The 13,338-nt window shown below is 71.7% G+C and carries 10 protein-coding genes; 5 read left to right on the top strand and 5 right to left on the bottom strand.

The window, feature by feature from the left end; all coding sequences use genetic code 11:
* Positions 1-70 precede the first annotated feature (70 nt).
* From ACIQU3_RS06430 to ACIQU3_RS06420, 3 genes are all read left to right on the top strand, one after another.
* Positions 71-988, top strand: coding sequence for a LysR family transcriptional regulator (locus ACIQU3_RS06430; protein WP_403923586.1), 918 nt, complete (start codon positions 71-73; stop codon positions 986-988).
* A gap of 332 nt (positions 989-1,320) precedes the next feature.
* A complete protein-coding gene (locus tag ACIQU3_RS06425) occupies positions 1,321-3,153 on the top strand; it encodes a glycoside hydrolase family 3 protein (protein ID WP_403923584.1) in 1,833 nt (610 codons plus the stop codon).
* Between the two features lie 113 nt (positions 3,154-3,266).
* Positions 3,267-3,932, top strand: a complete 666-nt coding sequence (locus tag ACIQU3_RS06420; protein ID WP_403923582.1) for a hypothetical protein — start codon at positions 3,267-3,269, stop codon at positions 3,930-3,932.
* A gap of 22 nt (positions 3,933-3,954) precedes the next feature.
* Here ACIQU3_RS06420 and ACIQU3_RS06415 read toward each other — a convergent pair whose 3' ends face one another.
* From ACIQU3_RS06415 to ACIQU3_RS06395, 5 genes are all read right to left on the bottom strand, one after another.
* Positions 3,955-4,500: a hypothetical protein gene (locus ACIQU3_RS06415; RefSeq protein WP_403726530.1), complete on the bottom strand. Its 546-nt coding sequence runs from the start codon at positions 4,498-4,500 to the stop codon at positions 3,955-3,957.
* A 98-nt stretch (positions 4,501-4,598) separates the two neighbouring features.
* The gene (locus ACIQU3_RS06410; RefSeq protein WP_403726534.1) at positions 4,599-6,026 is read right to left on the bottom strand and encodes a S28 family serine protease; all 1,428 of its coding nucleotides are present in this window, start codon (positions 6,024-6,026) and stop codon (positions 4,599-4,601) included.
* Between the two features lie 115 nt (positions 6,027-6,141).
* Positions 6,142-6,534, bottom strand: coding sequence for a hypothetical protein (locus ACIQU3_RS06405; protein WP_403726538.1), 393 nt, complete (start codon positions 6,532-6,534; stop codon positions 6,142-6,144).
* Positions 6,535-6,642: 108 nt separating this feature from the next.
* A complete protein-coding gene (locus ACIQU3_RS06400) occupies positions 6,643-10,362 on the bottom strand; it encodes an ABC transporter ATP-binding protein (RefSeq protein WP_403726541.1) in 3,720 nt (1,239 codons plus the stop codon).
* Between the two features lie 236 nt (positions 10,363-10,598).
* The gene (locus tag ACIQU3_RS06395; protein ID WP_403726544.1) at positions 10,599-11,450 is read right to left on the bottom strand and encodes a serine hydrolase; all 852 of its coding nucleotides are present in this window, start codon (positions 11,448-11,450) and stop codon (positions 10,599-10,601) included.
* 96 nt (positions 11,451-11,546) lie between these two features.
* On the opposite strand from ACIQU3_RS06395, the gene ACIQU3_RS06390 reads away from it, so the two are divergent.
* Both ACIQU3_RS06390 and ACIQU3_RS06385 read left to right on the top strand, forming a co-directional pair.
* Positions 11,547-12,548, top strand: coding sequence for a hypothetical protein (locus ACIQU3_RS06390; protein ID WP_403726547.1), 1,002 nt, complete (start codon positions 11,547-11,549; stop codon positions 12,546-12,548).
* A gap of 178 nt (positions 12,549-12,726) precedes the next feature.
* Positions 12,727-13,332, top strand: coding sequence for a hypothetical protein (locus tag ACIQU3_RS06385; protein ID WP_403726550.1), 606 nt, complete (start codon positions 12,727-12,729; stop codon positions 13,330-13,332).
* Positions 13,333-13,338: the final 6 nt, after the last annotated feature.

Raw genomic sequence — 13,338 nt, 5'->3', positions numbered from 1 at the left:
TGACCGTGAAGCACCAGCGATGATTGCTGCATGGTTGGATGAAGCATCGCTAAGCAGAGAGGGGCATGCCGTGCTCGACCTCCAGCGGCTGCGCGCCCTGCACGCCGTCTCCGTGCACGGCACCGTCGGTGCCGCCGCGCTCGCGCTCGGGTACACGCCCTCCGCGGTGTCCCAGCAGATCGCCAAGCTGGAGCGGGAGACCCGGACCGTGCTGCTGGAGCGGGAGGGGCGAGGCGTCCGGCTCACCGACGAGGCGCGTCAACTGGTGCGCGCGGCACAGGAGCTGCTCGCCATCGTGGAGCGCGCGGAGACCGAGCTGGAGGAGCGCCGGGGCCGGCCTTCGGGACGGCTGACCGTCGCCGCGTTCGCCTCCGCGGCGCGCGGGCTGATGCCGGGCGTGCTGGCCGAGCTGGGCCGCCGGCACCCCGCCCTGGACGCCCGCCTCTCGGAGGTCGACCCACATCTGTCCGTCGACCTGGTGGCGAAGGGCGCCGTCGACCTCGCCGTCGCGCACGACTGGGACATCGCGCCGCTGCCCGCCCCGCCGGGCCTGGAGCAGTCGGTCATCGGCGACGACCTGTGCGACCTGCTCGTCCCCGAGGGACACCCCTTCGCCGGGCGGACCGCCGTACGGCGGGAGGAGCTCGGCGGCGAGCGGTGGATCTGCCAGCCGCCGGGCCGGGTCTGCCACGACTGGCTGCTGCGGACGCTGCGCACGGCCGGGCACGAGCCGGACATCGTCCATCAGGCCGACGAGAATCCCACGCTCGTGGCCCTGGTGGCGGCCGGGCTCGGGGTCGCGCTCATCCCGCGGCTCGGGCGCGGGCCGCTGCCCGCCGGGGTGGTGGAGGTGCCGCTCGACCCGATGCCGGTACGGCGGCTGTACGCCCTGTGGCGGACGGGCGCGGCCCGGCGCCCGGCCATCGCGGAATGCGTACGGGTGCTCGGCGGGCAGTGGCCGGACGTGGCGGCCCATCCGCCCCGCTGACCCTCTGGTTCCTCCCGCGTACCGACTTGCGGGAATCGGGGGCGAGTCGGGAACCTGGAGCGGACCGTGCCCGTCCCATCGCAGGCCGCCGGAGAGTCACCTCGGTGCGGTGTCGGCCCTCGCCACTGGCTGCGATCGCTGACCACCCTCTCCGCCGCACCGCGGCCGGCGGCACCCGCCGCCATCGGCGCGTCCCCCTCCAACCGCGCCGGTGGCGGCCCCTTCGTGCTTGCTGCGCGTTCCCTTGACCGGCAGAAACTTTCCGGATATTCGTGACCTCTTGGAAGTTTCCTTCAGCGGATCCGAGAGGGTCACCTCCGGAAGGAGCGCACGTGCACGACACCGGCACGGGAAGCACGGGAAACACCGCACAACCGTCCAGACGCACCGTCCTCGCCGCCACGGCCGGCGTCACCGCCGCGCTCGCGGCGGCCGGGCCCGCGCGGGCCGCCGCCCCGGACGACAGCCGGCTGCGCGCCCTCGTCGCCCGCATGACGCTGGAGGAGAAGGTCGGCCAGCTCTTCGTGATGCGGGTCTACGGCCACTCCGCCACCGCCCCCGACCAGGCCGACATCGACGCCAACCTCAAGGAGATCGGGGTCCGTACAGCCGCCGAGCTGGTGGCGAAGTACCGGGTCGGCGGCATCATCTACTTCGCCTGGGCGCACAACACCCGCGAGCCGCACCAGATCGCCGACCTGTCCAACGGCATCCAGAAGGCCTCCCTGGAACTGCCGCGCGGGCTGCCGGTGCTCATCTCCACCGACCAGGAGCACGGCATCGTCGCCCGGGTGGGCGAACCCGCCACCCTGTTCCCCGGTGCCATGGCCGTCGGCGCGGGCGGGTCGCGGTCCGATGCGCGCACCCTCGGCCGGATCGCGGGCGCGGAGCTGCGGGCGATGGGCATCCGGCAGGACTACTCCCCCGTGGCCGACGTGAACGTCAACCCGGCCAACCCGGTCATCGGCGTACGCTCGTTCGGCGCCGACCCGCGGGCCGTGTCCAAGCTGGTGGCCGCGGAGGTCGCCGGGTACCAGGGGTCCGGGGTCGCCGCGACCGCCAAGCACTTCCCCGGGCACGGGGACACCAACGTGGACAGCCACACCGGCTTTCCCACCATCACGCACAGCCGGGAGCTGTGGGAGAGGCTGGACGCACCGCCGTTCCGGGCGGCCATCGCCGCGGGCATCGACTCGATCATGACCGCCCATCTGATGGTCCCGGCCCTCGACGACTCCGGCGACCCGGCCACGCTGTCCCGCCCGATCCTCACCGGGATCCTGCGCGAACGCCTCGGCTACGACGGGGTCGTGGTCACCGACTCCCTCGGCATGGAGGGCGTACGGACCAAGTACGGCGACGCCCGGGTGCCGGTGCTGGCGCTGAAGGCGGGCGTGGACCAGCTGCTCAACCCGCCCGACCTGGACCTCGCCTGGAACGCCGTCCTGACGGCGGTGCGCGAGGGCGAGCTCACGGAGGCCCGGCTCGACGAATCGATCCTGCGGGTGCTGCGGCTGAAGTCCGGGCTCGGGCTGTTCCGTTCGCCGTATGTGAGCCACGGCGGGGTGGACCGGGCCGTCGGCACCCGGGCGCACCGGGCGGCGGCCGACCGGATCGCCGAGCGCACGACCACGCTGCTCGTCAACGAGGGACGACTGCTGCCCCTGTCCCGGCGACGGCACCGCAAGGTACTGGTCGTCGGCGCCGATCCGGCCTCGCCGTCGGGTACGACGGGACCGCCCACGGGCGTGCTCGCCGGCGCGTTGAACGGGCTGGGCTTCACGGCCACGGCCCTGTCGACCGGCACGGCCCCCTCCGCCGCGGCCGTCGCCAAGGCGGTCGCGGCGGCGTGGGAGGCGGACGCGGTGGTGGCCGCCACCTACAACGTCACCGCGAGCAGCAGCCAGCGGACGCTGGTGGAGCAACTCGTGGCGACCGGGCGGCCGGTGGTGGCGGTGGCGATCCGCAATCCGTACGACGTGGCCCAGTTGCCGTCCGCACCGGCCTGCCTGGCCACCTACTCCTGGACCGACGTCGAACTGCGGGCCGCCGCCCGGGTGATCGCCGGTCGGGCGAGACCGCGCGGGAAACTGCCGGTGGCCGTGCAGCAGGCGGATGATCCGGAGCAGGTGCTGTACCCCATCGGCTACGGACTGTCGTACTAGACGTACGCCACGGACCGTGCGCACCACCTCCAACGTGCGCAAACCGCCCCATGTGCCTGGCGTGCGCCCGCTACGGCGGGTCACGCTGGGCGAGCACACTCGGGGGGTCGGCGATGCGTGAGCGAAGTGTTGTGGGGGTGGTCTGCGGGCTCCTGGTCCTGCTCGGCGCACTGCTGACCGGCTGTCAGAGTTCCTCGGGAGGTGCCGTGGAGGACGGCCGGCTGGGCGAGCCGGCGACCGGCAGGACGGGGAGGACCACCACGGTGTCGCCGGTGCCGACCCGGCCCGCCGGGTACGGGGCGGTGTTCCTCGCGGTCGGCGAGTGCTCCTCGTTCGGTACGACGAGCTTCACCGAGGTGCCGTGCGCCGGCGAGCGGGCCGCGGCCCGGGTCGCGGCCCGGCACGACGGCACGGTGCGGGACGGGCCGCACTGCCCGCCGACCACCGACTTCGTGCTGCACATCAGCGAGCAGCGGCCCGCGTCCGACGAGGACGGCGACGGGGTGGTCCCGCAGGGCTACGCGTGCATGCGCAATCTCCAGCCGCCGCACCCCGGCGACCCGGGCGGCGGCGGCGGGCCCCGCACGATCGTCGGCGACTGCGTCTACGACTCCGGCGACGGCAAGGTCCGCGAGACGGCCTGCGACGGCACGGGCGGACGACGGCCGCAGTACGAGGTGGTCCGGGCGGTCGCCGAACGGGCCGACTGCCCCGGCTCGACCGCCCTGTACGTCCGTCTGGGCGGGAAGCGGCCCGTGGGGTGCGCCCGGCCGCTGTGAGGGGCGTGCACCCTCGCCCGCTTCACCGCAGCAGCCCCCTGCGCGACAGCCGGCGCCGGGCCTCGGCCATCTGGTCGCGAACGTGCTCGGGCGGCAGGTCCGCCGCCAGCCGGGCCAGTTCCTCGAAGGTCGACAGATAGGTTCCGTTGCTGCCCTCGCCCCGCAACGCCCGCTCCCGCTCCACGAACGGCCGCACGGCCTTCCAGACCGAGACGATCCGGGTGCGCAGGACCGTGACCAGCAGAGTCCGGTCGAGCAGTCCGAAGACCGCGAGGTTGGCGAACGACTGGTAGTAGTACACGACGCTGCAGAAGGCCGTCCTGGCCTCGGCGGGTAACCCGCGCACCCCGTTTCCCGGGTCGTGCTCGGCTCCCAGGCGGGTGCACACGTAGTCGTGCTGCTCGTGGAACTCCGCGGACCGGAACTCCCTGAGCAGGTCGACCAGCACCGAGATGTGGTTGGCGTGCTGCGCGGTGCGGGCCTGCCGTGCGCTGAACACGATGGAGGTGACCACGGCGACGACGGCGATGGCCGTGGTCACGATGTTGAAGACGACAGAACTGTCCATCCGGTCACCGTACGGAGCATTCACCGCGAGCGCAGGACCACGTGAACCGCCCCTCGGTCCCGGGACCGAGGGGCGGTTGGCGCGCGTGCGGCGGGTGGTTACGGACGCAGCGTCATCTCGCGCTGCACGTCCCGCTTGTCGAGCTTGGCGTCGAACTTCGCCAGCGGCTTGGCCGTCTGCGGGTGGGCCTGCACCGCGCCGGGGGCGACGCCCGCCCAGTCGAGGATGCGGGCGGTGGCGAGGGCCTTCTGCTCGGGCACCAGGCCCGCGACGTTGGCACCGTGGTTCATGCCGGGGGCGGTGAAGACGTAGGAGTCCTTCGCACCCTTGCCGACGCGGAACGGCTCCGCGCCCCACGGGTCGTTCTGGCCGTAGACGAACAGCATGTGGCGGGCGTTGTGCCGGACCCAGGTGTCCACGTCGCGCATCGCGTGCGGCTGGAACTTCATCGGGATGTCACGCGGGACGAAGTTCCGGGGCGGCTGGTAGCCGTAGCGGATGTACTGCTTCTCCACGTGCGGGAAGCGGATGGTCGGCGCGCCGAGCTGGGTGCCGGCCTGGTAGTAGTACGGCGTGTAGGTCGTCAGGCCCTGGTCGGCGTAGGCGGAGAAGCCGGAGATCGTGTCGACGGAGTCCCAGATCGCTTCGTCGGTGGCGTTCTTGGCGTCGGCCGGGATCCGGTCGCAGTCGGACAGCAGGCTGTACTGCCAGAAGCCCCACACGTAGTCCAGGACGGTCGCCTCGTAGGCCTTGTCCAGGCTGCCGATGGTGGTGAAGGTGAGGCCGTTCTCCGCTGCGTAGGCTGCGTACTTCTTCTCCAGCGGCTCGCGGCGCACCAGCGCCTCGCGCTGCACGGCGTTGAGCCGGTCGCGGCACTCCTCGGTGCCGACGCGGGCGAAGAAGCGGTCGTAGGCCGAGTCCTCCTTGTTCACCACGTCGTTGGGGGCGACGTAGGCGACCACGCCGTCCATGTCCCGCGGGTAGAAGCGCTCGTAGTAGGTGGCGGTCATGCCGCCCTTGGAGCCTCCCGTGGAGATCCAGTTCTTGCCGTAGATGCCCTTGAGCGCCTTGAAGACGCGGTGCTGGTCGCTGGCGGCCTGCCAGATGTCCAGCTTGGACCAGTCGGCCGGGGCGGGCCGGGACGGGGTGAAGTAGCGGTACTCCAGGGAGACCTGGTTGCCGTCGATGATCTGCGTCGGCTCACTGCGGCGGGGCGTCGTCGAGACGTTGTAGCCGCTGGTGAAGAACACCGTCGGACGCGAGACGTCCTTGTGCAGCACGGTGATGCGCTGCTGGAACGTGCCCTTGGAGGGCTTGTGGTGGTCGACCGGCTGCGTGTAGTTCAGGACGAAGAAGCGGTAGCCGGTGTACGGCTTCTCCTCGACCAGGCTCATGCCCGGTATGGAGAGCAGTCTCTCCTTGATGTCGGTGGTGCCGGCGGCGTCGGCGGCGGTGGCCGCTCCCGCCGTGCCCAGTGTGCCTATGAGCACCGTGAGCGCCAGCAGCCATCTGAGCGCCTTGCGCATGCGCACTCCCCTGTGAGACAGATGTGCGCCGGAAGCTAGCGGACCAACTCACCGGAGCACCAGGGGACATAGGGAAAACCCTGTGCGCGCGGGGCGTGTCACCGGGCGCCCGAGGTCAGCACAGGGTCCAGCCGGAGCTGAACTTCCCGCGGCCGACCCGGCCCTTGAGCCAGACGCAGCGGCGCCCGGCGTGCACCGTCACCGGGCCGGCGTGGTGGGCGTACCTGCCCGCGTCGACGACCGGCCGGTTGCCGCGCGCCTGCACGCTCACCGACATCGTGCGCTTGGTGCCGGGCTTCTTGGTGAGGGTGACGGCGCAGACGTAGCCGCCTCGCTTGTACACGAGCACGGTGCCGGTGGAGAACGGCAGCGTGCGGACCTTGCGTCCGGGGCAGAGCGCGGAGGTCGCGGCCTGGGCGTCGCCCGGTGCCACGACGGCGAGCAGCCCGGACGCGGTCAGCACGGCCAGCCCGAGCGCGAGCCGCCGGCGTATCGCTCCACTGTCCACTGTCGTCCTCCCGTACCGCGTCGTCCGCGACCATCGGCGTACGCCTGTACGGACGCATGACGTATGTCGGACGGTTGCACGAGCGTTATGAAAACGCGCTCACCGCCGTCAGCGGGCCGCGCCGACCGGCTCCTCCGGCTCGGCGGCGCCGATGAACGTCCGCCACAGTTCGGCGTACCGCCCGCCGCGTGCGAGCAGCTCGTCGTGCGTGCCGTCCTCGGCGACCCGGCCGTGGTCCATGACGACGACCCGGTCGGCGCGGGCGGCGGTGGTGAGGCGGTGGGCGACCACGAGGGTGGTGCGGCGGCCGGCCAGGCGGTCGGTGGCCTGGTTGACCTGCGCCTCCGTGGCCAGGTCCAGGGCGGCCGTGGCCTCGTCGAGCAGCAGCACGTCCGGATCGACCAGCTCGGCGCGGGCCAGCGCGATGAGCTGGCGCTGCCCGGCGGACAGGTTGCGCCCGCGCTCGGCGACCTCGTGGAGGTAGCCGCCCTCCAGGGTGGCGATCATGTCGTGCGCGCCGACCGCCCGGGCCGCCGCCTCGACCTCGGCGTCGGTGGCGTCGGGACGGCCGTAGGCGATGGCGTCACGGACGGTGCCCTGGAAGAGGTACGCCTCCTGGGGGACGACCCCCAGACGGTGCCGGTACGAGGTGAGGTCCAGCGCCCGCAGATCGGTGCCGTCGACGGTGACCCGGCCGCCGGTGGGGTCGTAGAAGCGAGCCACGAGCTTGACGAGGGTCGACTTGCCGGCGCCGGTCTCGCCCACGAACGCGACAGTCTGCCCGGCGGGGATCCGCAGGTCGACCCCGGCCAGGGCTTCTTCATCGTCGCCGTAGGCGAAGCGCACGTCCTCGAAGGCGATCTCGCCCCGCAGGGACAGGACCTCCACGGGCTCGTCGGCGGACTTCGTCGACGTCGGCTCCTGGAGCAGTTCCTGGATGCGGCCCAGCGACACGGTCGCCTGCTGGTAGCCGTCGAAGACCTGGGAGAGCTGCTGCACGGGCGCGAAGAACAGGTCGATGTAGAGCAGGTACGCCACCAGCGAGCCGATGGCGAGGGTGCCGTCGTCGACCCGGGCCCCGCCCACGATCAGCACGGCCGCCGCGGCCACCGACGACAGGAACTGCACGAACGGGAAGTACACCGAGATCAGCCACTGACCCCGGATACGGGCCTGCCGGTAGCTGTGGCTGCGCTCGGCGAACCGCCGCCCGCCGTCCCGCTCGCGCCGGAAGGCCTGGACGATCCGCAGCCCGGAGACCGACTCCTGGAGGTCGGCGTTGACGACCGACACGCGCTCGCGGGCCAGCTCGTACGCCTTGACGCTCGCCCGGCGGAAGAAGTACGTGGCGATGATCAGCGGCGGCAGCGTCGCGAAGACGACCAGCGCGAGCTGCACGTCGATCACGAGCAGTGCGACCATGATCCCGAAGAAGGTGACGACCGAGACGAAGGCCGTGACCAGGCCCGTCTGGAGGAACGTCGACAGCGCGTCGACGTCGGTCGTCATCCGGGTCATGATCCGGCCGGTCAGCTCCCGCTCGTAGTAGTCGAGCCCGAGGCGCTGGAGCTGGGAGAAGATCTTCAGCCGGAGCGAGTACAGGACCCGCTCGCCGGTGCGTCCGGTCATCCGGGTCTCGCCGATCTGGGCCGCCCACTGCACGCCCACCGTCAGCAGCCCCAGCAGGGCCGCCGCCCACACGGCGCCGAGCGCGGCCTCGGTGACGCCCGAGTCGATGCCGTGCCGGATCAGCACCGGAAGCAGCAGGCCCATGCCCGCGTCGGTGGCGACCAGGGCGAGGCTGACCAGCAGCGGCAGCCCGAAGCCGCGCAGCAGCCGGCGCAGGCCGTAGGAGTCCTCCGGCTGGACGGCCTTCGCCTCGTCGACGTCCGGCACGTCGGTCGCCGGGGGCAGCGCCTCGACCTGGGCGAGCAGCTCGGGGGTGGCGGGGCTCTCCGCGAGGGCGGTGTCCTTGCGCTCGCGGTCACCGGTCCACAGCCTGGGGGTGACGCCGCGCTCGGCGTCGAACTCGGCGTCCAGCTCGTCCCGTACGGAGGTGTCCTCCTGCGGGACGGCGGGCTGGGTGTGCCCCGGGGAGACCGCGCCCAGCTCGTCGGGGTCGGTGAGCAGGCGGCGGTAGAGGGCGGAACGCCGCTGGAGCTCGTCGTGGGTGCCGATGTCGGCGAGGCGGCCGCCGTCCAGGACGGCGATGCGGTCGGCGAGGTTCAGGGTGGAGCGGCGGTGGGCGATCAGCAGGGTGGTGCGGCCCCGCATGACGCCCTTCAGGGCCTCGTGGATCTCGTGTTCGACCCTCGCGTCCACGGCGGAGGTGGCGTCGTCCAGGACCAGCAGGCGCGGGTCGCTGAGGATGGCGCGGGCCAGGGCGACACGCTGGCGCTGACCGCCGGAGAGGGTGAGACCGTGCTCGCCGACCGTGGTGTCGTAGCCCTCGGGCAGCTCGGTGATGAAACGGTCCGCCTGGGCGGCGCGCGCGGCCTTCTCGATCTCCTCGAAGGTCGCGTCCGGGCGGCCGTAGGCGATGTTGTTGCGGACCGTGTCGGAGAACAGGAACGAGTCCTCCGGTACCAGGCCGATCGCCCCCCGCAGGGACTCCAGCGACAGCTCGCGCACGTCGTGGCCGCCGACGAGGACGGCTCCGCGGCTGACGTCGTAGAAGCGCGGCAGCAGCAGCGAGACCGTGGACTTTCCGGAGCCGGAGGAGCCGACGACGGCGAGGGTCTCGCCCGGGCGGATCTCGAAGCTCAGCCCGTCGAGGACGGGACGGTCGGCGTCGTAGCCGAAGGAGACGTCGTCGAACTCGACCGTCGCGGGGGCGTCGGCGGGCAGGTCCTTGTGGCCGTCCTCGATCGACGGCTCGGTGTCGATCAGTTCCAGGACGCGCTCGGTGCCGGCCCGGGCCTGCTGGCCGACGGTGAGCACCACCGCGAGCATGCGGACCGGGCCGACCAGCTGGGCGAGGTAGCTGGAGAAGGCGACGAACGTGCCGAGCGTGATGTGCCCGCGCACCGCCAGCCAGCCGCCGAGGGCCAGCATCGCGACCTGGCCGAGCGCCGGGACGGCCTGCAGGGCGGGGGTGTAGACCGAGTTCAGGCGGATGGTGCGCAGCCGCCCCGCGAACAGCCGGCGGCCGACCTCGCGGAGCTTGCCGGTCTCCTGCTCCTCCTGGCCGAAGCCCTTCACCACACGTACGCCGCTGACGGCACCGTCGACCACGCCCGCGACGGCGGCGGCCTGGGCCTGGGCGTACCAGGTGGAGGGGTGCAGCCGGGTGCGGCTGCGCTTGGCGATCCACCACAGGGCGGGGGCGACGGCCAGGGCGACCAGGGTGAGCGGCACGGACAGCCACGCCATGATCGCCAGGGAGATCAGGAAGAGCATGAAGTTCCCGATGGTCATCGGGAGCATGAAGAGCAGGCCCTGGATGAGCTGGAGGTCGCTGGTGGCGCGGCCGACGACCTGGCCGGTGGACAGCTCGTCCTGGCGGCGGCCGTCGAGCCGGGTGATCGTGCCGTACATCTCCGTCCGCAGATCGTGCTGGACGTCGAGGGCGAGGCGGCCGCCGTAGTAGCGGCGGATGTAGGTGAGGACGTAGACGACCAGGGCGGCGGCGATCAGGAGGCCGGCCCAGGTGGTCATGTCCCTGGTGTGGTCGCTGATGACGTCGTCGATGATCACCTTGGTGATCAGCGGGACGAGCGCCATGACGGCCATGCCCGCCAGTGAGGAGCCGAGGGCGAGTACGACGTCCTTCGGGTGGCGCCACGCGTAGGCCCACAGCCGTCGTGCCCATCCCCGTTTCGGTGTCACCCCGGTGCCTTCCAGTCGTCCTGCTCTGCCGGAAGGCACCAACACGCTCGGGGGGCGTTTTCATCCCGCCGTAACATTTTCGTTTTGCGTTCGAGTGAAGGACGGGGTGCGGAGCGAGGGCCGGCCGTCCCGGTGAGCCGGGCATCCGAGCGGCCGGCCGGTCCCTCTTGCGGCTGGCTGCCCTGGTGTGAACGACGTCCCGGCCCCCGCCCTCGTCGCCCTCCGGGCCGGACCCGTCAGCTCGCCGCCAGGTCCTTGTGGATGACCTTGGCCACGGCCTGGATGGTGGCGATGCCGTAGTTCATGGTGCTGTTGCCGTGGGTCAGCACGGTCATCACGTAGTCGTGGCCGCCCCCCTTGAACGCGCCGACGCTGTGCACCCGCCACCCGTTGGTGGAGCGCTGCAGCCAGCCGTTCTTGACGGCCACGGTGACGCCCGGGGGCACACCGTACGGAGTGCCCCAGCGCTGGGACGACACGACCTGACCCATCAGCTTGAGGATGTAGGCCCGGGAGTTGTCGCTCAGGACCGTGTTCTTCGCGGTGAGGAGCTTCAGCAGCTTCTGCTCGTCGGTGACGGTGATCTGGGTCAGGCCCCAGTAGCCGTTCGTCCCGGGCTTGGTCTGCGTCATGCCGGCGGCCGCGAGGAAGCCCTTGATCTTCGTCATGCCGAGCTGCTTCCACAGGGTGGAGGTGGCCGCGTTGTCCGACTTGGTGATCATCGCCTTGGCGAGGGTGTTCTCGCGGTCGGTGAGGTACCGGTTCGCCTTCTTCGCGTCCCACAGCAGCGTGGCGAGGACGGTGACCTTGACGACGCTGGCCGAGTCGTAGGCGGAGCTCGCGCGCAGGGTGCAGGTGGTGTTGGTGCTGCGGTCATGGAGGCCGACGGCGACCGTGCCCTTGCGGGTGGCCAGCGCGGCGGTGATGTCCTTCTGCAGCTTGGCGGCGAGCCCGGCTTCGGCCGACGTGCAGGTCACGGCCGGAGGGGCGGCGGAGGCGGGCGTGGCGGCGGCGACGAGCGGCACGAGAACGCCCGTACCCACGGCCGCCGCCAGCACTCTCGCGCGGCGGGATGTCCCAGAAGTCATGCACCCCTTGACTCGCGGACACCGTCGAAAGGTTGCACGCACTACGAAGCCTTGTACGAGTCGTTATCGGGAGCTGCCCATTCCACAGGCGGCGGCATGGGCGGTGGCGCGAGCGGTGAGCTGATCGCTTACCTGAAGAAGCACCGGGACGGCGCCAAGTGGCTGCTGACGGCGTCGAGTTCGCAGAGCGCCGCCGAGCTGATCCTGAGCAGCGGCCGGCCCGTCATCTCCATGTGGGGCTGGTCGGGCAGCACCAAGGTGATGACCCTCGCCAGGCTCGAGGAGCTCGTGAAGAAGGGCGAACTGCACTACATCCAGCCGGGAGGGGGCACATCTACCGCCTCGACCCGTCCGACGTCGGCTGATCCCCCACAATCCCGCACATACGAACGGCCTCGCGCTCTCGGCCCGGGGCCGTTCACGCGTCCCCGATCATGGACACCGGTGTCCGGCGAACGGGTGAAGGGAAGCGCTGCGGTGGGTCACTGCCTGGAGATGTGCACCGGCGACATGAGAACGGTGGTGCGGCTGCTCACGGCGGTGGAGCGGACCGAGCAGCAGGAGCGCACGCTCGCCCGGGTGCGCACGGAGTGCGAGCGGACCGACGCCCGCTTCCGGGAGCAGGGCATCGACCTCGACGTCTCCATCAGCCGGGCCCTGGACGAGCTGATCGACGGCACCCCCAGCACCGACCCGTGTCCCGCGTACAGCTACGCCTTCTACCAGGCCGTCGCGGCGCACTTCTCCGACCCCACGGACCTCGGCGCGTGGCGCCGGCCGTCGTGGTTCCGTGCCATGGACGACGAACTGGCCCGGCACGGTGTGCCGTTGGACCTGCTCCCGGGCACGTTCCTGTTCAGCGGCCCGCCGCTGCGGCTGCCGCATCCCGGCGACGCGGTGCCCGCGATCGGCACGCTGCCGGCCGGGCGGGCCGCCGCCCTGGCCGACGCCTACGCGCGCGTGCTCGACCGGCTCGATCCCGAATTCCGCGGCCCGGCCCGCCGGTTGGCCGACGCCATGCGCGCCGAGGCCCGGGAGGGGGAGAGCGCGCGGAAGACCGGGGCGAACCCTGACACGTTGCTCTTCTGGTTTCACTGACCGCTGCCGGAACTCTTGACGCCGCCTTTCCCGCCGGGATACTTGCGGTCGACAGCGCGCCAACTGCCATGCCGTACAAGGGTTTTACGCGATCGGCGGTGCCGTCTGTCCGAGATCCCGAACGTCGTGCGAAGTTTCGCGAGTTTCGCGACGACCACCCCCACTGGAGGATCCGCACATGAGTCCACGCAAGGCACTGGTGGCCGTCCTCACCGCGGCCCTGCTGACCGGCCCCGCTGTCGCCGCGCAGGCCGCGCCCCCACAGGCCCCGCCCGTCCCCGCCCGGGAACGCGCGGTGGCGGCCACCATCACCTGGTCCCTCGTCCGCGCGAGCAACCCCACCGCGGACCAGCGCTCGGCCTACGACCTGATCACGAAGGCCATGAACGCGGCGGTGGCCCGCTACAACAACCTCAGCGACCTGGGCAAGACCCTGACCGTGCGCTACGAACCGGGCGTCCCCACCGCCGACGGCAACATCAACGGGACGATCCGCTTCGGCAGCAACCGCAGCTACATGAACGAGCGGACGGCCCTGCACGAGATCGCCCACACCATCGGCGTGGGGACCAGCCCGGGCTGGTCGCGCCTCGGCGGCAGCGGCACCTGGACCGGCGGCCAGGCGACCGCACTCGTCAAGCAGTACGACGGCTCGGGCGCCAAGATCTCCACCGGCGGCGGACACTTCTGGCCCTACGGCCTGAACTACGACAGCGAGTGGTCGGGCACGGCGGCCGACCGCCATGTCCACATCGTCGCCGCGATGGTCCGCGACGGCCTGTAGTCCGCC

Origin of the sequence: Streptomyces sp. NPDC101110, from assembly GCF_044759525.1 — a bacterium.
In the GTDB taxonomy this organism is placed as follows: Bacteria; Actinomycetota; Actinomycetes; order Streptomycetales; family Streptomycetaceae; genus Streptomyces.
Note: the sequence above shows the minus strand (reverse complement) of the source record. Positions and strands in the feature narration are given on the sequence as shown.